Source organism: Limnospira sp. PMC 1279.21, assembly GCF_032349615.1.
Classification (GTDB): Bacteria; Cyanobacteriota; Cyanobacteriia; order Cyanobacteriales; family Microcoleaceae; genus Limnospira; species Limnospira fusiformis.
In genome coordinates this window covers 1-24,200 of sequence record NZ_JARPLU010000073.1, presented here as the reverse complement: position 1 = coordinate 24,200, position 24,200 = coordinate 1, and the positions used below count along the sequence as shown (strand labels likewise).

The window sequence follows — 24,200 nt, the reverse complement described above, 5'->3', positions numbered from 1 at the left end:
GTAAAAGCTTTGCGGGATACCGCCTCTGTTACCTTAACGGGTAATAGTGCTATCGTTGCATTGTCCGGGAACAATCGGAAAAATGTCGCGTAAATGTATCAGATTTGCTAACCAATCTTTAACTATATATTGTGTTGGAATCGATGTTGCCGTGAGCATAATGCAAGTAGAACCCTATCAAACTAATTTAAACCCAGTCATATTAGACAGTTTGCCGGATATACCCATCTCCGACAAAGGATGTCCCCGTCGGGCGCGATTACAAATCGACCTGATGTTACTAGCCATTGAAGCCCTCGCCCTGGGGAGTTCCGAACGAATGCTGGTCAAGATATCCGAGTTAGAACTGCAAGGAATTATCCCGAATCGAGTGGTATTATGGCGACTGCGTAGCACTAACCCCCTGCGACGCTACAGCCAACGACAACCCCTCACTCTGAAGGAAGCTAAAGCCCTAGTGGTGATTATTGCCATGATAAGTCGAGAGTTAACAGTGAGAATTCGCCAGTTGCTGATTGACTTTGAGCAAATGCAGCGCAAGCAAATCCCCATAGAACAGCATTTGCAATTATATAGCTATCTGGAAAGGTTCCAGGCTCACTTCCGTAGTCGGATGAATCCTCGGCGCGCGGGTGTAATTGCTTACAACTCCCCAGAGAAACTCAATGATTTAGCGATCGCTTTGCTGGGAAAATTGCTATTCTGTACAGGCACGGCAGGGATGCAACGGTTTTGGATGAGTCTGTTTGATGGAGAGATAGCATGACGATTATACGTCAGTACAGTTTGCCTAACTGCAAGCTGATTTTGCATGGGTTGAGTAGTCCCACAGATAATACCTCAGAAACTCGGCCCCGTTTATCGCTATTGATGAATGCGGAGTGCCATTTTGTCGGTTATCCTCAGCCTATTGTGGGAGGGAAAGAGTTTTTCGAGTGTTTACTGCAACGGGTGAGTCAATACGCCCAAGAATTTCTCAGCGGCGTATCACATCCCCCCTCTGCTAACACTGCTGCTGAGGTTCCTATGGTGGAGTTACGCAGACTAGACAGCAATTTACACCGCCTGATTGTCCGTAATACCCCGTTAGATGGGGATTCCCAGATGAAAACCGATCCGACATCCCCAGTGGAATTAGATTTAACCACGGTGCAGTTATTTGATCTGGTGGAAGCAGTGGATCAGTTTTTCGCTGATTCTGGGACTTTACCTGAGCTTTCCTTGCAGTTAAAAGCTATTCCCAAGCGTTATACTAAGGCAGAGCAATCTGTTACCCAAAGGGCGATACCTGTAGCGGTAGGGGTGTCTGGATTGGCTATTGCAGCGATCGCATTATTTGCTCTGCCAGTTCCAGAGGTTCGGCGACCCCTAGAACCTAATCCTCAAGAGTCCACAGAAACCCAATCACTATCAGAAACTGAAAGACCACCATCAGCCGGACAATCTCCACCACAGGGAGTTAATACAGACACAGAGGGGGAAAATACCACTATTGGCGAACCCGGTGCTACCATTGGCCAGTCTAATTTACAACCTAATTTAGTCTCACCGCCATCTATTGATGACCCCCAGGAAATTGAGAGATTACAGCGAGAATTGTTTGCTCAGATAAACCAAGCATGGGTTGCTCGCATTAACCGAACCCTAGTTTATCGGGTTACAGTAGCCAGTGATGGCAAAATTATAGATTATGAAGCAGTTGAGGATGTTACCCCAGAGGAAGAGGCTCCCATTCCCCTATCAGAGTTACGCTTTCAGCAGGTAGGACCTGACCCAGCAGAACCCCAAGCGGATATGATGGTGATATTTAATCATCCCGCAGGTCCGTTAGAAGTGCGTCCTTGGGAAAACTGATAACCTAATGGCAATTGAGGGTAAATTTATGGCAGATCCAAAACCAAGTAAATCTTCCCCTAAATCCAATTCCGGGGTTTTGGTGGGGCTGTTGTCCTTCATTTTTCGTCTGTTATTGTTGGGGGTAGGTAGTGCTGTGGCTTGGGTAGTGGGAATGGCTGTAGCTCAAGTTTACCCGAACACCAGTTCGGAAATGCCCCTAACTGAACAGTTATTAAGGCGCGAGCCAGCATATCAACCCTCTTTCCCAGACCGAGAAACTCCTAGACTCACTCCCCCCAAAGCGTCGCCTACTTCCCTAACTCCGGAAGTCCAACAAACCTTACAACCCCAACTCCAACAATTACAACAAGATCTCAATGCCTTGATCGGTCGCACCGCCGCCCTAGAAATTCAAATCGGTAATAGTCGGCCAGCAGAAACGTTGGAGAGACGCTTACAAATTATAGAACAGCAATTAACAGCCCCTAGCTCCCCGGAGGCGGAAAATATACCCCCACCAACTCCCCGCACTGCTAGGTCTAGATCTGGAAGTGGCTTGATCATGACTTTACCCAGTGATATTTTATTTAACCCAGGTAGTAGCACTTTGCGCCCTGGGGCTAATGTGATCCTGGATAACTTGATTCCAGATCTGCAAAACTATCGGGGGGCAGTAGTGCGGGTGGCAGGTCATACTGATGATAGCGCTCGCCGTCAGCAAAATCTGGTTTTGTCCTCTGCACAGGCGGAAGCAGTGGTGCAATACCTCTCTAATGCTGTGGACTACCAGGCTTATCATTGGGTGGCGATCGGTTATGGTATGACTCGCCCAGCGTTGGAAAATACCTCGGACATCAATAGACAACTTAACCGCCGCATTGAAGTTGCCATTACCCCCCCCTGAAAAACCTAAATCTAAACACAAAGGGAAAATTTATACATGAGACTGGTTTTTTTTGGTACGCCTGAGTTTGCTGTGCCTAGTTTGCAACGATTATTGACTGATGAGCAATTTCAGGTGGTTGGGGTGGTTACTCAACCAGATAAACGACGGGGACGTGGTAGTAAAACTAGCCCTTCCCCGGTAAAGGCGATCGCATTATGTGCAGGTCTACCAGTTTGGCAACCCCGTCGCCTTAAAAAGGATCCACAAACTTTGGCTAATTTGCGGGAAGTTGAGGCTGATGTTTTTGTGGTAGTCGCTTATGGACAAATCCTCTCCCCGGAACTTTTGCAGACCCCTAAATTAGGATGTGTCAACGCTCACGGCTCGATTTTACCAAAATATCGCGGAGCGGCACCTATTCAGTGGTGTTTATATCATGGCGAGACTGAAACCGGAATTACTACCATGTTGATGAATGAAGGCATGGACACAGGACCCATGCTATTGAAGAGTTACACCCCCATTAGTTGGGAGGACCAAGCAGCTAATTTGGCTGAACGTCTCGCTAATATGGCGGCGGAACTTTTAACGGAGACTTTGCTACAAATGCGATCGCAAACGATACAACCTATTCCCCAGGATGATACTCAAGCTACATTAGCGCCTCTCATTCAGCCAGAAGATTATCAACTTGATTGGTCGAAGTCAGCAGTTGCCCTCCATAATCAAATTAGAGCCTTTTATCCCCATTGTGTCACTACCTTTAGGGGACAAAGTTTGAAAATTAGCGGCTCGGTTCCCTTGGGTTCTGTTCCCCAAATAGAACTTCCTCCACCATTGGCTCGTTTGTCTACCGCCGATCTTAACCCCGGTAACATTGGGGAAATTGTGGCGATCGCCAAACGCTTCGGCCCAATTGTTCAGACCGGGTCAGGATACCTATTGGTTTCCGAAGTCAAGTTACCCGGAAAACGGGTTCAGTCCGGTTGGGATTTTGTCAATGGCACTCGTGTAGCGATCGGAGAAATTCTTGATTAAAATTAGAACTATGCAACCCCAATAATTTGTGTAAGTTTAAATACACCTACTAGCATTAAGAGACTAATATGGTCAGTCCTAGCCCAGAAGTTAATTTTCCTGTCCATTTTCAAAATCATATAGCCTGGGTCAAAATTCCCGATCGCCTCAGTGTATTGGAGGCTGTGGATTTTAAGTCAACTTGTCATAATCTCGTTTTGGGAGATCAGGTTCCACAGGCTATTATTCTCGATTTTAGCGAGACTACATTTATCGATAGCAGCGGAGTCGGTGCCTTAGTCAGTAACCTCAAAGCCGCCAAAAACAAAAATGTGGAACTTTTGCTAAAAAATGTCAGTCCCCAGGTAATGGCGGTTTTTTCTTTAACATCCCTTGATCAGGTTTTAACCTTTCAACAGGATGAACCCGCACCTCATGGGGATAATAGCCAATTACCCGTTACTCATCCTTCCGTTCGCTCTGTGGTTAAACGCTCTATTGATATTGTCGGCGCTCTAGTCGGATTAGTAATTACTGCAGTTTTATCTATTCCAATTGTCATTGCTATTCGCTTTGATAGTCCTGGTCCGATTTTGTTTGGTCAAATTCGTTGCGGTTGGATGGGTAAGCGTTTCCGTATGTGGAAGTTTCGCTCTATGGTGATTAATGCTGAAGAACTCAAAAACACAATTCCTAATCAGGCGAAAGGTCAAATCTTTAAAAATGATCAAGACCCCAGGATTACTAAAGTAGGTCGGTTTTTGCGGCGCACTAGCCTGGATGAATTACCTCAATTTTGGAATGTTTTAATGGGGGAAATGAGCCTAGTCGGCACTCGACCACCTACTCCCGATGAAGTCGAACGTTATGAGGTTCCCCAATGGCAACGCCTAGATGTTAAACCCGGTATGACTGGAGAATGGCAAGTCGGCGGGCGATCGCAGATTAAGGATTTTGAAGATATTATTCGCCTTGATCTCAAATATCAGGAAAACTGGAGCTTGATGTATGATCTCAAAATGATTGTCCGCACGATCGTCATTTTGTTCAAAAAAAATAGTGGTGCAATGTAAGATTAATGGAAGATGAAAGTCTACTAATGCGATCGCATCTTAAAGTAGGTACAGATCTACTGTTTTTAGAGGAAGTATTACAATGGTTTGATCAGATAACTACTCCCTTTTTGCATCCCGATCTGAACTACGAATGCAAGATTGCTATTACCGAAGGGTTCACTAATGCGGTTCGTCATGCACATCATGGATTATCTAAGACCACTCCCATTGATATTCAGGTGGAGATTTTATCTAATTCTATCGAAATCAAACTCTGGGATTTTGGTCAACCTTTTGACTTCCCCAAAACCCTGCATTTGATTCTTAACGAAAAGATTGCACCTTTGGAAAAGGAACAAGGTAGGGGTTTGATTTTGATGTCTAAACTCACCGATGAAGTCACTTATTGTCGCCTGGATGACCATCGTAACTGCCTAACTATGCGACGACATTTCTCTTAACTTTCAGTCATTATATAGAGTGCATCTACTAACTATACCCACCCTAAACTAATTCTCTGAGATCATCTCAGACTGTGACGTTATATAATATAATGGATTTATGATCAGTACAAAATCTTGATTTAGTCAAACACTAAACTAGAGCTATGATAGCCTCACCTACCACTACACCCAGTCGTTCTAGTCAAACCGTCCGTAAGCCCTACCCTAACTATAAGGTAATTGTCCTTAATGACGATTTTAATACCTTTCAGCACGTCGCTAACTGTCTGATGAAATATCTTCCGGGAATGACTAGCGATCAAGCCTGGGAGTTGACCAACCGCGTCCATTATGAAGGTCAGGCGACCGTGTGGGTTGGCCCCCTAGAACAAGCCGAATTGTACCATACCCAACTCAGTCGCGAAGGTTTGACAATGGCTCCCCTAGAAAAAGCCTAATCGTCACCTTCAGCATCTGACATCATAGCCGATCGCATTAATCCCGGCCAGATCAGCAGGAAAAATCCCATCCAGGTCAGGACGGGAACCCCTACAATTACCGATAGCCAAACCTGATGAAAGATTAACCAACTCCCGCTAATTAAGCTAACTCCCGTCAGCATAATTGACCACGGTTGACACCACCAGGGTTTATAGTCCCAAGGATTATCACTTGAGGGTTGATTTTGATTCATTAACTGCCTTTTTGTAATTGCTTAACTAGATGAACTAACTCAGGTAAAATCAGCTTTTCCATAGCTAGTTTAACTGCTCCTTGGGAACCGGGAACCGAAAATAATAGAGTTTCCCGATATACCCCGGCGGTGGCGCGAGAGGCGATCGCACGGGAACCAATATCATCGTAACTCAAAAACCGGAACAGTTCCCCAAAGCCAGGTAAAGTTTTTTCTAGTAACCCCTCAATAGCATCATAAGTCGTGTCTCGTGGTGCTATTCCCGTTCCCCCATTCACAATCACCGCCTGAATTTTAGCATCACCACAGCATTGATTAAGCGCCTGAGTAATCAAGTCCGGTTCATCTTTAATTATCACATAATTTCCTAGATGATGACCATTATCTCTCAGCATTTGCTTAATCAAATCACCGCTTTTATCCGTGGACTCAGTGCGAGTATCACTCACAGTTAAAACGGCACAATTGACGCTAAAACTACCGCTATCTGGGTGAGGAATTGAGCTACTCATAACCATCCTTAACTCTCATGCTAACATTAAGCCAGTTCCATCACCACATCTAAAGTATGTCCTAGAGACTCATAGACTTGGCGCTGTTCAAATACAGTTAAAATATCCCCATTAATCTTATTCGCCGCCGCTTCACTGCGCAGAATTTTCAGAGCTGTAACCGTAAGAAGTCCATGCTTATAAGGTCGATCGCCTGCTGTTAGTGCGTCATAAATATCAGCGATCGCCATCATTTGTGATTGGAGCGGAATTTTCTCCTTTTTCAATCCCAAAGGATAGCCACTACCATCTACCTTTTCATGATGTCCATAGCTAATCTGTGGCACATTTTCCAGTCCCTTAGTCCAGGGAATTTGCTTTAAGAAATTATAGGTATGGGTGACATGACCTTCAATAATTTCGCGTTCGGAAGCCGTCAAATTACCCTGAGTTATTAACAATTGTTCAATCTCTTCTGGTGTCACCAGCGGCTTAATCTTGCCATCTATATCCCGATAGGTAATCTTTGATAAATCATGGAGTTTTTCCAGGGGTTGAGAAGGTAAAATCTCCGGTTCGTTGGCTTCCAGCACCATCTCCCAAAACCCTTGCAACTGCTCAATCTCCTGATTCATTTCCAAATCCATACTTTCAAGAGTTTGACAGTGGGGGCATTCTGTGCTATTCTGGGAGTGGTTGCTGCTGTAGTCTAAAAGCAGTTGATATTTCCTTTGTAGACAGTCTATCTGTAAACTCTGTCGAGCGATCGCAAACCGTTTTTTCATGATTTCCAATTCCCAAGGATAAAGTTTCTTAGCCTTGTTTAAAACAGCTTCAGGAACTCCCACTTTGCCAAAATCATGAAGTAGTGCCGCATAACGTAACTCTTGGAGTTGGCGATCGCTAAATTGTACCGCCGCCAGGGGACCCTCAGATATCTGATTAATTTCCTCCCCCAAACGCACCGTCAAAACTGCCACCCTTTCCGAATGTCCGAAAGTGCAGGGGTCTCGCGCCTCAATGACCTGCACGGAGGTTTTCACAAACCCCTCAAATAGTAACTCAATACTCTCTTGTAAATCACTGCGTTCAATGGAAATCGCCGCCTGAGAAGCGAGACTCCGCAAAATCCGTTCTTCCCAATCAGAATAAGGTTGGGTGTACTCCATGGTATTTTCAGGAGTCAGCACCAGATCAGATTGTCGCTTGCGGTTAATCAGTTGTAGAACCCCCAGGGTTTCCCCTTCCCGGTTTTGCATGGGGAGAACTAAAACCGAGCGAGTCCGATAACAGATATTCTCATCAAAACTGCGATCGAGACGATAAGGCTGTCCCTGTGGTAAGTCGTAAGCATCATCAATGTTGAGACTTTTCCCAGTCAAAGCCACATGACCAGCCAGGCTCCTATCAGTCAGAGCGATCGCAAATTCTCGGAACGACAAATTTGGCAAAGACTGATTTTGAGCCACCTTAAACAGCAGTTTAGGGCGATCATCACTGTAATCTACCAGATAAACACTTCCCGCATCGCTACAGGTAATTTCCCGACTCTTACTGAGGATCAGCTTTAACAGCTTTCCCAAATCATGAATTCCCGATAGTGCCGTACCGATATCCAACAGCTTTTCAATCAGCAGCAACTCTTCACTAACCCCTACAGACACATTAAGATTATCAAAGACCATAATCCCACATCAGAACCTAGAACCAGCTTACAGCTACCCTACTGTGTGGAATTCTAGCGGATTGTGGGGCCGTTGATAGAATCTAACTCAAACTAGAAATTTTCTCAGCCATAGAAAAATCATTCTTAGTCAACCCCCCAGCATCATGGGTAGTCAGGGTAATTGTCACCTTATTATAGGAAATTTCCAAATCCGGGTGATGACCTGCCGCCTCTGCGGGTTCCACCAGTTGATTAACAAAAGCCACTGCTTCCACAAACCCCTTAAAGGTTTTCAGACACTTAATAGTTTTACCCTCAACAGACCATTCGGGAACCTGAGTAGCCATTTGTTGAATTTCAGTTGCACTCAGTAGTTCAGCCATATCAAAAATACACCAATTCTATTACATCTAAAAAAAACTATCCGCTCCCACGGATAACTCAAGCCTTGGATACCACCAGGACATCAGTTAGCGATATGAGAGCGGTCTAGCGGGTCTCTGTTGTTGGAACCTGACTGCCGGAAGGATCTCTCCAATCCAGCCAGACCATTTAGTAGGCTTTTCGGCTCCTAGCAATAGGAACCTAGGCCGAATTTTAGAGGTCAGCCCCGGCGCACAGCCGGCGTTCTCCAACACAGTGACCCATGCGTTTACTACTGTCACTCATGGGCATCACCTCCTGGATATCCGAAACTTGGAAACTAGGATAACACAAAATTCTGAAAGTGCAAGCTCACCGCTGAGAGTTGGCTATTTTGTGATTAATAGGCGATCGCACTTTCTGGACCGAGATGCTGAAATCAGCCACCAGAGAAAACTTTAGTCCAATAATGGTTATAGTCCATCAGATCCCCCGTATCATTTTCCAGGAAATAGTGACCCACCCCAATCTGAGTAAAATCTGGATTAAGAATATTATCACGATGTCCCGGACTATCCATCCATCCCTCAACCACTAACTCCGGCGTAGTATGACCCGCCGCCATATTTTCGGCAAATGGCACTATCAATGTCAACCCTGTGGCCCTAATCCGGTCAGTTAAATTAGATCCATCAATTCCGGTGTGACTAAAAAAGTCTTGCAGTGCCATATTAGTGCTATGGGTACGCGCCGCCTGGGTGAGTAGGGGGTTCAGCCTTAGTGGTTGCAAATCTTCCATAACTCGTTCTTGATTGACCAATTCCAGCACTTGCTGTTCAAAACGCAAGTTAGAAGCAGTTTCACCTAAGCCTAGTTGAATATCAGCATGATTTGCTGCTCCTAGTTCCCCAATAAAGTCGCGAGTAGTGATTGATTCAACATCGACATTTTCCAGGGTTGCCACCGTCTGACCATCGAGTAAAATCAAGGTAGAGGCATCGGATTGTTTAATCCGTAAATCAGCAATCGTGACCCCATCAGGAACCCGCAATTTATCGATACCAGGCTTAAAGTCGGTAATCAGATCTTGATTGAGAGTCGATGATTGCAAAATAAACTGATTAGCACCACTGCCTCCGGTGAGAGTGTCTAAACCTCGATCGCCTGATCAAACGTCATTACCAGACCCGCCGACAATCCAATCATTGCCTACACCCCCATAGATAGTATCATTGCCAGACCCGCCATAAATGGTATCATTGCCCCGATTACCAAATAACAGGTCATCACCAGAACCACCATTCAAGTAATCATCGTTTTGACCGCCATAAATGGTATCATTGCCGGAATTACCGATAATCGTATCATTCCCCTGATTTCCTAAGAGGATGCGTCCTTGTGCATCATTGACCAAATAATCATCACCCGGCAAAAGGGCGATCGCTTGTGGTAATCCCGGACTTGACAAGCGCGCAATTTGCTCATCTGGCAGTTCCGAGACGATCATGAAATCGTTAGCTGGACTAGCCATAGCAAAAGTCAACCCGTTTTGAGTGATGATATCGCAAAACATAATAACAGACCCTTTTTCTGACTATGATAAATCTTGGTTTTACCATCTTCTATGTTTATTCATTAAGAATTATGGATATCCGAATGTTATCCCAGGAGAATAATGATTCTGTAGTGTTGGGGATTGAATAATGCGATCGCGTTCGTCCCCAAATTTGACCATTCGGGGCAAGTTTGTGTTAGGATCTGGAAAATGTGCGGGTAAAACTCCCGTGGCATATCCTCCGGGGGTGAGAATATATAAAATTATTGGGGAGTTCGGGAGAAAAAATTGTTTTTGGTCGTCAGTCTAACTATTATCGTGCCAGGGTAAGAATTGCGCTATACAGGAATACTCTAGCCTCCATCAACAGACTTGATGGGTGGTATGGATCAACCCTCGCTGTCATATTTGTATGAGCCTACAGGTATAACGCCAATATGGAAGCGTGGGGGAAATGTCAAAATGAACTATTACGATCGCAACTTGAGAACATGATTAAATCATTTTTCCATTTGAGCCTGTTACTGGGAGTTATCAGTAGCCATTTGTTAATGAGTCCCATCCTCCCACCGAGGACCGTGGGAGCATCTCTGCTGGGAACCCAGGCGGCTGAAGCATTAACATTAGAGGAAATTCAGGAAAAATTACGGCCAGTCCCAGTATTTACCATTACCGACCCTACCGGTTCCCCCCTAGTGGCCACAGTTCCCGCTGGAGAAAATGGCAGCGGTACCGCTGCGGTAGCAGGGATATTTATTAGCCGTCAGGATGCTCTAAGATTTGTGGAAAATCTGAGAAACAATAACCCTGAATTGGCTAACTCCGTGGAGGTAACAGCAGTTTCTCTGGGGGAAGTCTATAAAATGAGCCAACAGAGTCGCAACCGTCCTGATGATATCCAATTTGCTTATGTTCCGGTGCAGCGAGAGGTAGAATCAGCCCGGGCGGTAATGCAGCAAAGTGGTCGATCGCCTAATGAGTTTAATGGCGTGCCTCTGTTTATGGCAAGAGGAGGCCCAGACAATGGTTATTTAACCATCCAGCGTGGCAATGACCAAGTGATTCCTATGTTCTTCTCTAAACAAGACTTAGAGGGGATGTTATCCCAATTTCAAGAACAGCAACCGGACTTAATATCTTCGGTTACTGTCCAGGTGGTTCCTCTGGAAGCGTTATTAGAAGCCTTCCGAACTGATGATAACCAATTTTTAGATCGGATCATCTTAGTTCCACCCCGGGAAACCTTGGAATTTTTGAGAAATAATTAGGGTTAGGGCAACTTGTGGGGGGGGATTGCTTGTCAACTTCCCCCCATATCATCAGCCTCTACAATTTTTCAGGTGGTGCTAAATGGGGGAAATAGGGGAAAGTTACTATATATCTGGTGAGGAACTGCGACAGTGGCAAAAACAGGCTCAAAATGATGCGATCGCTGCCGAAGTTTCCGCCATAGAATTAGATATGTTTTTGGAAGCACTCACCGATCTGACTCGCCTAGACCTGAGATTAGACGACTTTGGCGATCGCCCATACATTAAACTAAATCAGCCCTGGTCAGCAATTGTCAAACTCTGGGAACGTCGCATCACGGAACGAGTCCCCCTACAGTATCTATTAGGTGTAGTTCACTGGCGAAATTTTACCCTCAAGGTGTCTCCTGCGGTTCTCATCCCCCGTCCAGAGACAGAGTTAATCATTGATATAGCCTATCATGCCGCGCCATCAGCCGGGTCAGGAAATTGGGTAGATATGGGAACAGGTAGTGGTGCGATCGCTTTGGGGTTAGCATCGGTATTCCCCGAAGCCATGATTCATGCTGTAGATTGCAGTTGGTCAGCTTTAGCGATCGCCCTGGAAAATGCCCAAAGTCTAGGTTATCAAAATCGGGTAAAATTTTACCAGGGGTCTTGGTGGGGTCCCCTCCATAGCCTGAAAGGGAAGGTCAGCGGCATGGTGGCAAATCCGCCCTATATTCCTAGCCAGGAGCTACCAAACCTACAACCAGAAGTAATCCTATATGAACCCCCTCTAGCACTCGATGGCGGCGAATCTGGCTTAGACTCCATTCATCATCTAGTACAAACAGCACCCCAATTTTTACAACCTGGGGGTATTTGGATCATAGAAATGATGGCAGGACAGGGAGAAGCGGTTACATCCATGTTAGAATCAGCAGGGTGTTATCGGGATCTTAAAATCCTCCCGGACCTGGCTGGTATTGATAGATTTGCGATCGCTTATCTACAATAAGATTTTATGTAGTTGCTTGGCACAGGGTTAAATGATCGGATCAGATTCAGACCGGGTTCCTAGCGTATCTGTGAGCGATCGCCATCATGGGGACGCTCTGAGTCATACTCATCCCCATGTCCATAGCGAGGAATCACTCAAACGTATTATCAATCGACTCTCGCGCATTGAAGGACATATTCGCGGTGTCAAAACTATGGTCCAAGAAAGTCGCCCCTGTCCCGATGTACTCGTGCAAATTGCCGCCGTTAGGGGGGCTCTCGATCGCGTCGCTAGAATTATCCTAGATGAACATTTAACCGAATGTATAGCCAGAGCAGCTAAAGAAGGTAATATAGACGTGGAAATTGAGGAACTAAAAGCCGCCTTAGACAGATTTCTCCCATGATTGTATCTAGCCAAAACCCTGTCAAAACTTCTCAAATTGCCTTAGCGATGGTCTGGTTGACCTTCGTGATTTATGCCTTTTTCTTAGCGCCGCCAGACCAGCCAGAAATTACTTTTAACTTGATTAAAAACCTGAGTGTAGGGAATTGGGAGGGGATTAATCCCCTGATTATATCCCTATTTAATATCATGGGAATTTGGCCGTTAATTTACTGCTGTGTAATTTTTGCCGATGGTCAAGGTCAAAAAATCCCGGCGTGGCTTTTTGCGATCGCATCTTTTGCCGTGGGTGCCTTCGCAATTTTACCCTATTTGGTGTGGCGCAAACCTAACCCCGAATTTTCTGGAGTTCCCAATCTCTTCATCCGCATTTGGGACAGCAAATTCACAGCCATAGTGCTAATGGTAGGAGCGATCGTTCTAGTCTTTTATGGTATCACTCAGGGAGATTGGCGTGACTTTATCTATCAATGGCAAAATAGCCGTTTTATTCACGTGATGAGCCTGGATTTCTGTTTATTATCAGTATTATTTCCCGCCTTATTAGGAGATGATATCGCGCGGCGCGGCAACCAGGCTCCGACTTGGTTATGGTTGGTGACACTCATTCCCCTATTCGGACCTCTGTTATATCTCTGTGTGCGTTCCCCCCTGTGCGATCGGGCTTGAGTCAGCTATCCATAATTTTCATCAAAGCCTCCTGTCAACCCCTGGGAAAAACCGCAATAATCCCCAGCCGGGAGTGTTAATGACCCTAAAATATCAGTAATTTATCTCATCCTCAACCCAAGGGTCAGGCGAAAATTTACCTCTAAACCTGGTAAAATCTCCTCATCGAATTGCCCGGTAGTACCATGAACAAAATATTATTGAAAACTAGCGCATCTCTACCCCTGCTATTATTATTTGTACTTATCAATGGTTGTTCAGCAGAACCTCAAGCCATTGGTCGCCCACCTGTCCCCGTCAAGATAGAAAACGTAGATACCACCGATGTTCAATCCAGCAGCGAATATAATGCCAGAGTTGAAGGTATCGAAAACTCTATCATCAGACCGCGAGTTAGTGGATTAGTAAAAGAAGTATATGTGCGCTTAGGTGATCAGGTAACTGTAGGAGATCCGATAATTCAAATTGATGGTTCCCAACAGTTAGCCAACTTTGAAGGTACGATCGCCACAGTACAAGCCAGACAGGCTCAATTAAGTGGTGCCGAAGCCGAATTAGAAGCCCTCCGAGCCAACTTAACCAGAACCAGAGCCGAACTATCATTTCAATCTCAAGGAGCCAATTTACAGCGTTCCGAGCGGGAGTTAGAGGCTCAGATTGAAGAACAGGAAAGACTAGAATTTGAACTACAAAACGCCCAAGACAACCTAGAAGGATCCCGTCGCGAATTAGATAGACGCGAAGCAGTGCGACAACAGCGACAGGCTACCTACGAGCGCTACGAGAGATTATGGCAGGAAGGCGTAGTTTCCAGCGAGCTATATGATGAAAAACTGCGGGACAGACAAACCAGCGAGGCTGAGGTAGCTAACCAAGAACAACAAGTTCTCGCCGCCACCGCTAGAGTCCAATCTGCTCGGATGAATTTATCTCGTCAAGGGCGCACCATTGAAGCAGCTAGGGCGAGTGTGGAAAGTTCCCGCCGAGATCTAGAACGCCAAATTGCTACCCTAGAGGCTCAAATAGCCAGCCAGGAGAAAGCTATTGAAGCCCAGCAAGCACAGATAGCCCTCATAGGTAGAGAAATCCAAGGGGCTAGGTCTGGGGCTGTCGCTCAACAAGTACAGTTAGATTACTATAGTGTCGTCGCTCCTATTTCCGGCATTGTCAGTAATGTGCCGATTAAAGCGGGAGATTTGGTCGATAGCCAAACCACCGTTACCACTATCCGACAAAACCAGAACCTAGAGGTTAATATCAATATCCCCATTTCCCTATTACCTCAGTTGAGGGTGGGGATACCTGTACAACTGATAAGCCAAGAAACTGGGGAAGTCATTGGCACCACCAGCATATCCTATATTGCTCCTGACGCCGGAAGTGGGACTCAGACTATTTTGGCTAAAGCCATTTACCCTAACACTAATAATGAACTCCGCACCGATCAAGTAGTCCGAGCTAGGGTAATTTGGCAACAGGAAACTGGGGTGACAGTTCCCACTAATGCCGTCACCCGCATTGGCGCACAGAGTTTTGTGTTTTTAGCACAACAACAAGCTACCCCCTCCGGGGAAACCATTTTAGTCGCTAGACAAGCTCCGGTAACACTGGGAAGCATTCAAGGACAGAGTTTTGAGGTGCTTTCTGGGGTGCAAGCAGGCGATCGCGTTATTACCGAAGGCATACTACAATTGCGAGATGGAACCCCGATACTAGATACCACCCGCCAATAACTAAGCCCTAAAATTGCCATAATCGGGTATTATCAACTTTCATATAGGGGAGAGTTGCTTTGGTTTCTGGCTGATAACATTGATAATCAGGCTACTTTCCCCCCCTCGCTCTAAATTAAGTTCCTTATCTCGATCGCTATGCTTAACCACCTATATTTGATTGTCTATGCTGTTATTTGTTAGCACCTTCATCAAGCGCCCCGTTCTCACTACAGTTTGCTCCATTCTCATTGTATTGGTAGGGGTGATATCTATTCCCCTGCTACCTATTTCTCAACTACCACAACTGGCTAACACTCAAATCAACGTAACTGCAGTCAATATTGGTGCTGATGCCGAAACCACAGAAACCACTGTGACTAGCATCTTAGAGCGGGAAATCAACGGCGTTGATAACATGAGATATATCTCATCAAACACCGCTAATAATGGGGTTTCTAATGTCTCTGTAGCCTTCCCTGTCAACGTTGATAGAGATATTGCCCAGGTTAACGTTAACAATAGAGTATCTCAGGCAGCATCAAGTTTACCTGATGTCGTTCAACAGGTCGGTATCACCGTAGAAGCATCTTCACCCAGTATCCTGTTGGTACTGGGATTTTATTCAGATACTGATCAAAATAACCAGCCTATTTATGACGATGTTTTTATCAGTAACTTCCTAGATTTAAATGTTCTTGATGAAATTACCCGCGCTCCTGGCGTGGGGAGTGTAACCATTTTGGGGGAACGTAGATATGCCATGCGTATTTGGCTAAATCCCCAAAAAATCGCAGCTAGGGGATTAGTTGCTCAAGATGTAGTCGCCGCCTTACGACAGCAAAATATTCAGGTCGGCGCTGGTAAAATTGGTCAGGCTCCCACCCCCCCGGAGCAAAGATTTGAGATCCCCTTGCGCGCTCAGGGTCGCCTTCGAGATGTCTCCGAATTTGAGCAATTGGTGGTTGGTGTCGGAAACGATGGCACTCTGATTAAAATTACAGATGTGGGTCGGGTAGAGTTAGGCGCACAGGACTATAACCTTGACGCAACCTATAACAATCAAGCCGCCGTGGGGATGGCTGTTTACCAAAGACCCGGTAGTAATGCCTTGGAAACAGCCGAGGCGGTCAAGTCAAAGATGCAAGAGTTGAGTGCATCTTTCCCTCCAGGGGTTAGATATGCCATTCCCTATGATACAACTCTATTTGTGCAAGCCTCCCTACAGGAAGTGGTGATCACCCTCCTGCAAACTATTACCCTGGTAATTTTGGTAATTTTTGTGTTTTTGCAGGATTGGCGCACAACCCTGATTCCTACTATTGCTATCCCAGTGGCACTCATTGGCTCAATGGCAGGTCTAAAGGCGATGGGGTTTGAACTCAATACCCTCACACTGTTTGGTTGTACATTGGCGGCGGGTTTGGTCGTTGATGATGCGATCGTCATTGTGGAAGCAGTTTCTAGTAAAATTGCTCAGGGGATGAAGCCACGACAAGCCGCCTTAGACGCAATGGAAGAACTCACTGGCGCTACCATATCCACTTCCTTAGTATTGCTGGCTGTATTTATTCCCGTTGCCTTTTTCCCCGGAACTACTGGAATCATCTTTCAGCAGTTCTCCCTCACCATTACTTTTGCGATTATCTGTTCCACATTTAACGCCCTCAGCTTCTCTCCGACTATGGCTGGGGTGCTATTGCGTCCGGCTAAGAAAACTAAGGGGCCTTTAGGATGGTTTTTTGAGAAATTTAACCAAGGTTTTGGCTTCATACAAAATCAATATGCCAAGTTGATTCGGTTTCTGGTGCGGATTAATACCCTGGTGATGGGGATTTTTGTCGGTGGTTTGGTGCTGACTGTCCTTATGTATGGCTGGGTACCTACTGGATTTGTTCCCCAAGAAGACCAAGGCTTCTTTTTGGTAATTATGCAAGGTCCTGATGGCGTATCCCTTAACTACACCGCTAATGCTGCTGAGGAAATTACTGATCTTATCTTAGAAGAACCAGAAGTTGAATCAGTATTCGCGGCGGCGGGGTTTGGTTTTGATGGTCTTAATCCATCCCAGGGGGTGATGTTTGTTCAGCTAAAGCCTTGGAGTGAAAGACCCACCCCGGAACAGTCCGTTTATGGGGTTCTCGGTCGCATTAATCGAGCTTTGAGAGGGGTTACAGCAGTACAGGCTTTTGCGGTTAATGCCGCTCCGGTTCCTGGTATGGGTAGCACTGGGGGGGTGGAAATCCAAATTCAAGACCGCAGTGGTAATTTGCCGATTTCTGCTTTGGTAGAAAATGGTAATCGCTTACTGGCTCAGTTGAACTCTGATAAATATCCGGCTGTGGGTAGGGCTTTTAGCCAGTTTTCTGCATCTAAGGGTCAGAAAAATATCCAGGTATTACGCGATCGCGCTCTGGCTCTCAATGTCAATATCAGTGATGTTTTTAGCACCCTACAGATTTATTTTGGCTCCCTATATGTCAATGATTTTGTCCTCGGACAACGACAATACCGGGTTGTGGCTCAAGCAGAATCCGAGTTTAGGGCTGATCCTTCTGATATCGGCCGTCTATCAGTGCGATCGCTTGATGGGAACTTAATTCCTTTGGAAAACTTGGTTAAGTTTGAAGAAATAGTCGGGCCGGAAATTATCACCCGCTTTAATCTTTATCGATCTATGAGAATTCAGGCTGACCCCGCTCCGGGTTTCAGTTCTGGACAGGTCATTGCAGCTATTGAACAAGCCGCCGCCGAGACCCTTGACCCATCTTTCGGCTATGCTTGGCAAGGAAGCGCTTTAGAGGAAAAAGCTGCTGGCGGTGCGGCGATCGTCATCTTCGGACTCGGATTTGTCATTGCCTTTTTAGTCCTTTCCGCACAATATGAAAGCTACATCGACCCCCTCATTATTATGTTAGCCGTCCCTCTCGCTGTTTTGGGCGCTTTGGCTGCTATTTGGTTCCGTTCTAATGTCTTGATGGCTGGCGGCATTTGGCCTGTAGTTAACAATGATGTTTATGCTCAGGTCGCTCTCGTCATGTTGATTGGTTTGGCTTCTAAAAACTCCATTCTCATTGTCGAGTTTGCTAACCAACTACGAGACAAGGGACTTAATATTCAGAAAGCAGCAGCACTAGCCGCAGAGCAACGCTTCCGACCTATTCAGATGACCGCGATCTCTTCTTTGGTCGGATTCTGGCCTCTGGTAATTGCTTCCGGTGCCGGTGCGTCTAGTCGTTGGTCTTTGGGAACTGCTATCTTTGGCGGAATGTTAGTCGGAACTCTATTGAGTCTCTTGATTACTCCTAACCTCTATATTGCTATTAAAACCCTTGAGGCTCGTTTCCTCAAAGGTGAGAAGCCTCAACCTTCTGATAGTTCTGGCTCTAATGGTTCTGGACCTAATGGTTCTGGACCTAATGGTTCTGGCTCTAATGGTTCTCAGACCAATGGACATCAACAACACCAACCACAAAGTCAACCCTTAGATCATACCCTTACCGAAAATTAGCACCTGCATTACCTATCAAACTGATTATGTCTGAAGATACACAGGAATTTGAATCTACCGATCTACCTTCTGAAGATCCTACCCCTTCCCCAAATTTACCTCTGGAAACCTCGGAAACTTCCCATGCTCCGGTTAGTTCCTCCTCCCTTGAGGAAAGAGTTACTAAATTGGAGGATACTTTAGCCCAGATTTTGTCTTTGCTTAGTGATAAGTACCGTTACGGACGGTTACAGAATTTGCTGGCTGAGGGAAATTGGCGAGAAGCAGATTTAGAAACTACTAAGGTGATGTTGGAAATTGCTACTCAGGCTTATCATGATGATTTGAAGCCTGATGATGTCATGATTTTTCCCTGTAGCGCTCTACATCTTATCGATAGCCTCTGGGTTAAGTATAGCAATAATCGCTTTGGCTTTAGCGTTCAACGACAAATTTATACCGACTTAGGGGGAGATGATGATATCTCTAAGATTGACATAGATTTGCTTACTCAAGTAAGCGATCGCTTGGGGTGGCGCGAAGAACATAAATGGTTAGATTATCCAGACCTTAACTTTACTATATCTGCCCCCCCTGGATGTCATCCTTCTAACTGGTGGCGATCGGCTTATGGTGCTAAAATGGCAGTCTATTTCCTCGCCAGATTGATTCGATGTGGCGTTTAATCCACCCTGCGCGTGTTTCTGGTGCGTCAGTTATCAATCTTCCCCTTAATATTAGATTTCATCCTTATGACGCACCCTATATAGGATGATTCTCTGTTAGCCTGAAGATAGCCGGTTTGTAAAGCCGTCCTGGAAGGACGGGGTTTCCGACCCAGGAGTTTCCATGAATATAAGGCTAGTGATTTTTTCGGGAATTGTCATGGCTGGTATAGGGTCTGTGTTTGGTTTGGCTATGTCTCATATAGCAGCAAAACCCTATCAATGCTGTGGCGTGGTTTCTGTTCATAATGATGTTGGCTACAGCCAGTCCCGGCATCCCCAAGCATATACTGTAGGGGGAGCCATGATGGGATTTGTCGCCGGGTCTGTTTTGGAAGCCTTGCGACAAGCTGAACTGGAACATAAGCATAACTAGAAGCCCTAGGAACCCGCAGGTTAACGGGTGTCCCAGAGTTGAGTTACGCGATCGCCATTTTTAGGATGGGTTGGCGATAAATCGTTCCGTCATTTCGTATGCCTCATCATCAACGAACTGTTTTGGCGGATGCTTCATAAAAAAGGCTGAGGGAGAGTCCAACACGCCGCCAAGTCCCCTGTCTAGTCCTAATTTACAGCAGCGGATAGCATCGATAACTACTCCGGCTGAGTTAGGAGAATCTTCCACAGACAGGCGCAATTCGATGTTCATGGGAACATCTCCAAATAGTCGTCCTTCCATGCGGATAAAGCAGACTTTATTATCCTTTTGCCAAGGAACATAATCGCTAGGTCCGACGTGGATATTTTCGTTGGCTAGACGTTCTCGCACCACGCTCTGAACTGCCTCAGTTTTGGACTCTTTTTTCGAGTCGAGGCGGCGACGGTCTAACATATTCAGAAAGTCCGTATTTCCGCCCGTGTTAATTTGGTAGGTGCGATCAATTTTGACTCCTCGCTTTTGAAATTGATTAGCTAAGGCGCGGTGAGTAATAGTTGCGCCTAATTGGGATTTAATATCATCGCCGATAATAGGAACCTTATTAAGTCTAAATTTCTCCTCCCAGAGGGGATTACTGGCGATAAATACGGGAATGCAGTTGACGAAACCGACCCCAGCATCTAAGGCACATTCGGCATAAAATTCGGTGGCTTCCTGGGAACCAACAGGCAGATAATTAACTAGAATTTCTGCGCGGGAGTCTTGTAAAATTTTGACTACTTCTGCTTTCGAGGGTTGAGGTCGCGCGCTGGGTTGAAAGCTGTAGCGTTCATCTACATCAACCATGTGTTCTGCTACACCATCGAGAATGCGACCCATTGACACATTAACCCCAGTTGGGGGAACATGAGAACAGAAAACTGTGGTGCAGTTAGGGGGGGCAAAAATTGCCTCTGCTACATCTAAGCCCACTTTTCTGCGATCGATATCAAAGGCGGCGACCACCTCCATATCAGAGGGTTTGTAGCCGCCGATTTCCCAGTGCATAAGTCCGATGGCATCCTGGGCATTTTTGTCGCGATAATATTCAATCCCTTGGATTAAAGAACTCGCACAGTTACCAATACCAATAATGGCGATACGAATTTTTTCCACAAGCAATCTGTTCCTCGACTCCTAAGTTAAAATAAGTCCTGCCTAGATGCCAAGTTTAGGATATTGACAGCAGCGACAGATCTGTTAATTAATCAAACAGCGATTGTACCTTGGAAGCACCAGGGTTATACCAAGCCTAGGGTTGGGAAAGGGGATTGATCACAAATTTTTAAATCCCTACCATTAATAAATGGTTTTGTCAAGTGCTGGGCTAGGGAAAACCAGGGCAAATCTAACCACCGTTAACCGGATGAGATCTGGGTGTTGAGTCAATTTTGCCCTAGTTTAGCTGTGAGTTGCTATCAGGAAATTTTCAATAATTCCACATCAAAAATTAAGGTAGCATTCGGAGGAATCACGCCACCCGCACCGCGATCGCCATATCCCAAGTCAGCCGGAATAATCAGTTTTCTGCGTCCCCCTACTTGCATAGAGGCGACTCCCTCATCCCAACCTTTAATGACTTGACCAACCCCAATTGTAAAGGAAAAAGGCCGATTGCGATCGCGGGAACTGTCGAACTTAGTGCCATCCTTCAGAGTTCCGGTATAGTGAACCGTAACTGTCTGACCCGCTTGGGGACTAGCACCAGTTCCCTCCTGTAAATCCACATACTGGAGACCGGAATCTGTTGTAACTAGGTTTTCTTCTGTATTTGTCATATTTTGAGCAATGGTGAAATTAGCTGTCGGTGCTGCTATACCTCCTGACAGCAAAGAATTGGTAGAAACCTTGCTTTCCTGAACCTTGATTTCGGTTTCAGGTCTGACCTGGGTTCCCATATTGGAAGCATTAGCTTCTTTTCCAGAATAGGTAATTTGAGCAACAATGAGAACCAGGGAACAGGCCACAATTACCCCAAAGCTGATCAAAATTTCTCGCACCTTTTATCGTCCTCCTCAGTTAAGTTAGGGAAAATCATTTTACCAAGAACCGGCTAACTGTTGATTCAGATACATCAAGGGGAGTCATTCCGCCATGGGGACATAGCCAAGGGTTCTGGCTTCCTAAGTTTTGATGAACATGACCCCATTGAGTACACCTGAAATTTGACAGAAAAACTGGTGGTAACTATTCCAGTTTGACAGGTTATGGTCCTTAGCGCCAGTGGCGATTTTCCAAATCTCGCATCTGACGTTCTAAACGGTCTAAGCGTCCCCGCAACTCATCAAGTTCTGCCTGGCGGGGAACACCGATATCCTGCATCATATTTTTAATCTGGCGCTGCATCAACTCTTCCAGGCTTTGTTGATCCATTTTCAGGCGCTGGGTCATCTCATCAATAAAGCGTTTAGCATCATCTGGGTTAAGGGTTCCCTCTTTGACCCACTGATCTGTAACCTCCTGCAATTTCTCGGCTACCAGGGAGGTGGTACCAATGCCGATCATCAAAAGCTGTTTGAGTAAATTGTTGTCATCCATAGGTTTTTAAGTATCTAGTACAATTTAAGCTAGATTTACGGTCAAACAAACTGTATCACTTTTCACTTTTTTTGTTGGAAGCCCCCTACTGTCGATCGCTATTGATTTTCCTATGCCAGAATGTCCCCGTTGTCGTCAACCCGTTGATTCTCAGGCGATCGCCTGTCCCTACTGCAAATATGAACTGAAGGCCTTTGGTCATCCGGGTATTCCGTTACACCGCGCTGATCAAGGGGAGTTTCTGTGCCAGAGTTGTCTTTATCATGAAGACGACACCTGCAACTTTCCCAAACGTCCTTATGCCAGGGAATGCACTCTCTATCAAGACCGGAGTAAACCAATTTTGCCTCAGCCGTTTGTCAACCACCAGGGGAGATTTCCACACTCTGTGGGTGAATGGGTACGAAGAAACGCCCTAGGGGTGGCTATTGTGATTATTATCATCATCAGTGTCTTACTAGCTTTGTAGCGGGGGAAGGCGCTACGATCGCACTACGGAACGGATCTGCTGCCAGAGGCGCTGATATTGTTGCATACTGGCAACAGTTAGGGGCAGCAAAAATTCACTGCGCTCTAAAATGTCGGTATCGGGTAACAGTTGCGGATTTTCCCGTAAATCCTTGGGTAAATCGGCTCGCGACATTCCCCAAACTATGGGGGAGGTTGCGCCAGTCAATAATGACATTTGGGTAGCTATTTCAGGTTGCCAACAAAAATCAATCCAGGCTTGAACTAGGGGGTTATTCGTGGCACTGGTGGCGATCGGTTTGACCCACACATCAGACCATAAAGCAGTACCAGATTTAGGGATAGCGATCGCTATATTATGTTGTCGTTGCACTTGGGGAGAAATATCTCCCGACCAACCGACAGCCAGCCAAGTATCACCCAAAATTAGGGGTTTGAGATAGTTATTAGAATCATAGAGGCGGACATTTTGGTGTAGTTGTTCCAATTCCGCTTTCAAGTCGGGAACTAGATCCAGATCAGGGGTGTTGTAGGAGTAGCCCAATTTTTTCAGGGTTAAACCAATCACCTCTCGCGCTTGATCTAATAGGGAGATACGACCTTGACACTCAGACCGCCATAGGTCTGGCCAGTCGGTGGGAGTCCAGCCTAATTTCTCAAATCTATCAACCCGATAAGCGATCGCTGTTGTCCCCCAGCGATAGGGAGCGCCCCAAATTTGACCTTCTGGGGAGTTGCTCAATTCTCCATTTGGGTTACGTCTAACTAGGTTTTGCCAGTTTTCGGGTAATTGCTGCCACTGGGATAAATCCTCTGGGTTGAGGGGTTCGATTAATTCCTCTCTAATGGCTGCTGATAGCCAATAGTCGCCAATCATGACTAAATCAGCGGGGTTGCTAGTGGCTTCCGCTTGTAATTCCTGGTAGAGGTCTTCGAGATTAAACTTGGGTACAAAACTTAACCCAGGCCGCTGCGGTTGTTGGCGGCGAAAGCGGTTTACCAGTTGAACGGGAACAGAGCCATTTAGCAACTCGACCCGAAAATTTGTGGGGGTATCACATCCCCCGATTAATTCCGCCAGTGCTAATAGACTTGTTCCCCACAGGAAAGATCGTCGGTTCAGTGACATATTTATAAGGTGGGGTGGCGTTCCCCGATTCTTGACCCTCACCTGTACGGGGGTGATCGCGATGGGTTGCCACTTTGTTGTTTAGAACCATTGTACTGTCATTACTGGCTTAAATCTCATCAGAGAAAATTTGGTAACATCAGACACAACACTTGCTTTAATTATCGGATTTAATTCTGGTCAAATATTTAGTCAAGCCCTCTGGGCTGGGAATTGGTGGAGTGATGGCAGCCTTCAACCGTAAATATACTTATGCAAATTAGTGGGAAATAGTCTCGCCCATGATTATGAATATATATGGGATAATTCTTTAAGTTATATTAAGGTTTGAACTGCCAGAGATTGACTCTGGTATAGGAGCATGATTTAATCTCAAATTAGGTTAATATTTTAGGGCAATACGGTATA

General features: G+C 45.7%; 26 protein-coding genes. 16 read left to right on the top strand and 10 right to left on the bottom strand.

Annotation, left to right across the window (positions count from 1 at the left end; genetic code table 11):
* The first annotated feature begins 160 nt into the window (after positions 1-160).
* From P5683_RS12760 to clpS, 7 genes are all read left to right on the top strand, one after another.
* Positions 161-766, top strand: coding sequence for a DUF3038 domain-containing protein (locus P5683_RS12760; protein WP_006620713.1), 606 nt, complete (start codon positions 161-163; stop codon positions 764-766).
* The gene (locus P5683_RS12755) at positions 763-1,854 is read left to right on the top strand and encodes a DUF4335 domain-containing protein (RefSeq protein WP_046320437.1); all 1,092 of its coding nucleotides are present in this window, start codon (positions 763-765) and stop codon (positions 1,852-1,854) included. Before P5683_RS12760 ends, P5683_RS12755 begins: the two co-directional genes overlap by 4 nt.
* A gap of 28 nt (positions 1,855-1,882) precedes the next feature.
* Complete coding sequence (locus P5683_RS12750; RefSeq protein ID WP_006670150.1) at positions 1,883-2,740, top strand: OmpA family protein; 858 nt, start codon at positions 1,883-1,885, stop codon at positions 2,738-2,740.
* 36 nt (positions 2,741-2,776) lie between these two features.
* Positions 2,777-3,760 (top strand): methionyl-tRNA formyltransferase, encoded by a 984-nt coding sequence (gene fmt / locus P5683_RS12745; protein WP_315640047.1) that lies wholly within the window; start codon positions 2,777-2,779, stop codon positions 3,758-3,760.
* Positions 3,761-3,828: 68 nt separating this feature from the next.
* Positions 3,829-4,812 (top strand): sugar transferase, encoded by a 984-nt coding sequence (locus P5683_RS12740; RefSeq protein WP_006620717.1) that lies wholly within the window; start codon positions 3,829-3,831, stop codon positions 4,810-4,812.
* A gap of 5 nt (positions 4,813-4,817) precedes the next feature.
* The gene (locus P5683_RS12735; protein WP_006670153.1) at positions 4,818-5,255 is read left to right on the top strand and encodes an ATP-binding protein; all 438 of its coding nucleotides are present in this window, start codon (positions 4,818-4,820) and stop codon (positions 5,253-5,255) included.
* A gap of 146 nt (positions 5,256-5,401) precedes the next feature.
* Complete coding sequence (gene clpS, locus P5683_RS12730) at positions 5,402-5,695, top strand: ATP-dependent Clp protease adapter ClpS (protein WP_006620719.1); 294 nt, start codon at positions 5,402-5,404, stop codon at positions 5,693-5,695.
* On the opposite strand, the gene P5683_RS12725 is transcribed toward clpS, so the two are convergent.
* The 6 genes from P5683_RS12725 to P5683_RS12700 form a co-directional block, all read right to left on the bottom strand.
* On the bottom strand, positions 5,692-5,931 hold the full coding sequence (locus tag P5683_RS12725; protein WP_006620720.1) for a DUF6737 family protein: 240 nt from the start codon (positions 5,929-5,931) through the stop codon (positions 5,692-5,694). The genes clpS and P5683_RS12725 overlap by 4 nt on opposite strands.
* Positions 5,931-6,443, bottom strand: coding sequence for a molybdenum cofactor biosynthesis protein B (locus P5683_RS12720; protein ID WP_006620721.1), 513 nt, complete (start codon positions 6,441-6,443; stop codon positions 5,931-5,933). Before P5683_RS12720 ends, P5683_RS12725 begins: the two co-directional genes overlap by 1 nt.
* A 26-nt stretch (positions 6,444-6,469) precedes the next feature.
* Positions 6,470-8,107: an HD family phosphohydrolase gene (locus tag P5683_RS12715; RefSeq protein WP_193520281.1), complete on the bottom strand. Its 1,638-nt coding sequence runs from the start codon at positions 8,105-8,107 to the stop codon at positions 6,470-6,472.
* A gap of 82 nt (positions 8,108-8,189) precedes the next feature.
* Positions 8,190-8,471, bottom strand: coding sequence for a 4a-hydroxytetrahydrobiopterin dehydratase (locus P5683_RS12710; RefSeq protein ID WP_193520282.1), 282 nt, complete (start codon positions 8,469-8,471; stop codon positions 8,190-8,192).
* 419 nt (positions 8,472-8,890) lie between these two features.
* Positions 8,891-9,562: a CAP domain-containing protein gene (locus tag P5683_RS12705; protein WP_315640053.1), complete on the bottom strand. Its 672-nt coding sequence runs from the start codon at positions 9,560-9,562 to the stop codon at positions 8,891-8,893.
* A gap of 57 nt (positions 9,563-9,619) precedes the next feature.
* Positions 9,620-10,024, bottom strand: a complete 405-nt coding sequence (locus tag P5683_RS12700) for a hypothetical protein (RefSeq protein ID WP_315641877.1) — start codon at positions 10,022-10,024, stop codon at positions 9,620-9,622.
* A 473-nt stretch (positions 10,025-10,497) separates the two neighbouring features.
* Here P5683_RS12700 and P5683_RS12695 point away from each other — a divergent pair, with 473 nt between their 5' ends.
* The 8 genes from P5683_RS12695 to P5683_RS12660 all read left to right on the top strand — a co-directional run bounded on the left by P5683_RS12695 (position 10,498) and on the right by P5683_RS12660 (position 19,615).
* On the top strand, positions 10,498-11,274 hold the full coding sequence (locus P5683_RS12695; RefSeq protein WP_311737396.1) for a Tic22 family protein: 777 nt from the start codon (positions 10,498-10,500) through the stop codon (positions 11,272-11,274).
* An 82-nt stretch (positions 11,275-11,356) separates the two neighbouring features.
* Positions 11,357-12,256: a peptide chain release factor N(5)-glutamine methyltransferase gene (gene prmC, locus P5683_RS12690; RefSeq protein ID WP_046320433.1), complete on the top strand. Its 900-nt coding sequence runs from the start codon at positions 11,357-11,359 to the stop codon at positions 12,254-12,256.
* A 31-nt stretch (positions 12,257-12,287) separates the two neighbouring features.
* A complete protein-coding gene (locus P5683_RS12685; RefSeq protein ID WP_006620728.1) occupies positions 12,288-12,644 on the top strand; it encodes a metal-sensitive transcriptional regulator in 357 nt (118 codons plus the stop codon).
* Positions 12,641-13,312 (top strand): hypothetical protein, encoded by a 672-nt coding sequence (locus tag P5683_RS12680; RefSeq protein WP_006620729.1) that lies wholly within the window; start codon positions 12,641-12,643, stop codon positions 13,310-13,312. The genes P5683_RS12685 and P5683_RS12680 overlap by 4 nt, the downstream gene beginning before the upstream one ends.
* A 185-nt stretch (positions 13,313-13,497) precedes the next feature.
* Positions 13,498-15,045, top strand: a complete 1,548-nt coding sequence (locus P5683_RS12675) for an efflux RND transporter periplasmic adaptor subunit (protein WP_006668019.1) — start codon at positions 13,498-13,500, stop codon at positions 15,043-15,045.
* Between the two features lie 166 nt (positions 15,046-15,211).
* A complete protein-coding gene (locus P5683_RS12670) occupies positions 15,212-18,535 on the top strand; it encodes an efflux RND transporter permease subunit (RefSeq protein ID WP_315644907.1) in 3,324 nt (1,107 codons plus the stop codon).
* Positions 18,536-18,561: 26 nt separating this feature from the next.
* Complete coding sequence (locus tag P5683_RS12665) at positions 18,562-19,200, top strand: GUN4 domain-containing protein (RefSeq protein WP_006620734.1); 639 nt, start codon at positions 18,562-18,564, stop codon at positions 19,198-19,200.
* Positions 19,201-19,363: 163 nt separating this feature from the next.
* Positions 19,364-19,615 (top strand): hypothetical protein, encoded by a 252-nt coding sequence (locus tag P5683_RS12660; protein WP_006668022.1) that lies wholly within the window; start codon positions 19,364-19,366, stop codon positions 19,613-19,615.
* Between the two features lie 60 nt (positions 19,616-19,675).
* Here P5683_RS12660 and P5683_RS12655 read toward each other — a convergent pair whose 3' ends face one another.
* The 3 genes from P5683_RS12655 to P5683_RS12645 all read right to left on the bottom strand — a co-directional run bounded on the left by P5683_RS12655 (position 19,676) and on the right by P5683_RS12645 (position 22,195).
* Positions 19,676-20,773: an inositol-3-phosphate synthase gene (locus P5683_RS12655; RefSeq protein ID WP_315640061.1), complete on the bottom strand. Its 1,098-nt coding sequence runs from the start codon at positions 20,771-20,773 to the stop codon at positions 19,676-19,678.
* A gap of 302 nt (positions 20,774-21,075) precedes the next feature.
* A complete protein-coding gene (locus tag P5683_RS12650; protein WP_315640062.1) occupies positions 21,076-21,657 on the bottom strand; it encodes an FKBP-type peptidyl-prolyl cis-trans isomerase in 582 nt (193 codons plus the stop codon).
* 214 nt (positions 21,658-21,871) lie between these two features.
* Positions 21,872-22,195, bottom strand: a complete 324-nt coding sequence (locus P5683_RS12645; protein ID WP_315640064.1) for a phasin family protein — start codon at positions 22,193-22,195, stop codon at positions 21,872-21,874.
* Between the two features lie 112 nt (positions 22,196-22,307).
* Between P5683_RS12645 and P5683_RS12640 the strand changes: the two genes are divergently transcribed.
* Positions 22,308-22,664 carry a zinc ribbon domain-containing protein gene (locus P5683_RS12640; protein ID WP_111893968.1) on the top strand — a complete coding sequence of 119 codons (357 nt, stop codon included), beginning with the start codon at positions 22,308-22,310 and terminating at the stop codon, positions 22,662-22,664.
* A 12-nt stretch (positions 22,665-22,676) separates the two neighbouring features.
* Here P5683_RS12640 and P5683_RS12635 read toward each other — a convergent pair whose 3' ends face one another.
* Positions 22,677-23,792 carry an extracellular solute-binding protein gene (locus P5683_RS12635; protein WP_315645852.1) on the bottom strand — a complete coding sequence of 372 codons (1,116 nt, stop codon included), beginning with the start codon at positions 23,790-23,792 and terminating at the stop codon, positions 22,677-22,679.
* Positions 23,793-24,200: the final 408 nt, after the last annotated feature.

What these genes read in the sequence shown, in the direction of transcription:
- P5683_RS12760 (WP_006620713.1), top strand. Translation starts at nt 161, where the DNA reads ATGCAAGTAGAACCCTATCAAACTAATTTAAACCCAGTCATATTAGAC.
- P5683_RS12755 (WP_046320437.1), top strand. Translation starts at nt 763, where the DNA reads ATGACGATTATACGTCAGTACAGTTTGCCTAACTGCAAGCTGATTTTG.
- P5683_RS12750 (WP_006670150.1), top strand. Translation starts at nt 1,883, where the DNA reads ATGGCAGATCCAAAACCAAGTAAATCTTCCCCTAAATCCAATTCCGGG.
- fmt (WP_315640047.1), top strand. Translation starts at nt 2,777, where the DNA reads ATGAGACTGGTTTTTTTTGGTACGCCTGAGTTTGCTGTGCCTAGTTTG.
- P5683_RS12740 (WP_006620717.1), top strand. Translation starts at nt 3,829, where the DNA reads ATGGTCAGTCCTAGCCCAGAAGTTAATTTTCCTGTCCATTTTCAAAAT.
- P5683_RS12735 (WP_006670153.1), top strand. Translation starts at nt 4,818, where the DNA reads ATGGAAGATGAAAGTCTACTAATGCGATCGCATCTTAAAGTAGGTACA.
- clpS (WP_006620719.1), top strand. Translation starts at nt 5,402, where the DNA reads ATGATAGCCTCACCTACCACTACACCCAGTCGTTCTAGTCAAACCGTC.
- P5683_RS12725 (WP_006620720.1), bottom strand. Translation starts at nt 5,931, where the DNA reads ATGAATCAAAATCAACCCTCAAGTGATAATCCTTGGGACTATAAACCC.
- P5683_RS12720 (WP_006620721.1), bottom strand. Translation starts at nt 6,443, where the DNA reads ATGAGTAGCTCAATTCCTCACCCAGATAGCGGTAGTTTTAGCGTCAAT.
- P5683_RS12715 (WP_193520281.1), bottom strand. Translation starts at nt 8,107, where the DNA reads ATGGTCTTTGATAATCTTAATGTGTCTGTAGGGGTTAGTGAAGAGTTG.
- P5683_RS12710 (WP_193520282.1), bottom strand. Translation starts at nt 8,471, where the DNA reads ATGGCTGAACTACTGAGTGCAACTGAAATTCAACAAATGGCTACTCAG.
- P5683_RS12700 (WP_315641877.1), bottom strand. Translation starts at nt 10,024, where the DNA reads ATGTTTTGCGATATCATCACTCAAAACGGGTTGACTTTTGCTATGGCT.
- P5683_RS12695 (WP_311737396.1), top strand. Translation starts at nt 10,498, where the DNA reads ATGATTAAATCATTTTTCCATTTGAGCCTGTTACTGGGAGTTATCAGT.
- prmC (WP_046320433.1), top strand. Translation starts at nt 11,357, where the DNA reads ATGGGGGAAATAGGGGAAAGTTACTATATATCTGGTGAGGAACTGCGA.
- P5683_RS12685 (WP_006620728.1), top strand. Translation starts at nt 12,288, where the DNA reads ATGATCGGATCAGATTCAGACCGGGTTCCTAGCGTATCTGTGAGCGAT.
- P5683_RS12680 (WP_006620729.1), top strand. Translation starts at nt 12,641, where the DNA reads ATGATTGTATCTAGCCAAAACCCTGTCAAAACTTCTCAAATTGCCTTA.
- P5683_RS12675 (WP_006668019.1), top strand. Translation starts at nt 13,498, where the DNA reads ATGAACAAAATATTATTGAAAACTAGCGCATCTCTACCCCTGCTATTA.
- P5683_RS12670 (WP_315644907.1), top strand. Translation starts at nt 15,212, where the DNA reads ATGCTGTTATTTGTTAGCACCTTCATCAAGCGCCCCGTTCTCACTACA.
- P5683_RS12665 (WP_006620734.1), top strand. Translation starts at nt 18,562, where the DNA reads ATGTCTGAAGATACACAGGAATTTGAATCTACCGATCTACCTTCTGAA.
- P5683_RS12660 (WP_006668022.1), top strand. Translation starts at nt 19,364, where the DNA reads ATGAATATAAGGCTAGTGATTTTTTCGGGAATTGTCATGGCTGGTATA.
- P5683_RS12645 (WP_315640064.1), bottom strand. Translation starts at nt 22,195, where the DNA reads ATGGATGACAACAATTTACTCAAACAGCTTTTGATGATCGGCATTGGT.
- P5683_RS12640 (WP_111893968.1), top strand. Translation starts at nt 22,308, where the DNA reads ATGCCAGAATGTCCCCGTTGTCGTCAACCCGTTGATTCTCAGGCGATC.
- P5683_RS12635 (WP_315645852.1), bottom strand. Translation starts at nt 23,792, where the DNA reads ATGTCACTGAACCGACGATCTTTCCTGTGGGGAACAAGTCTATTAGCA.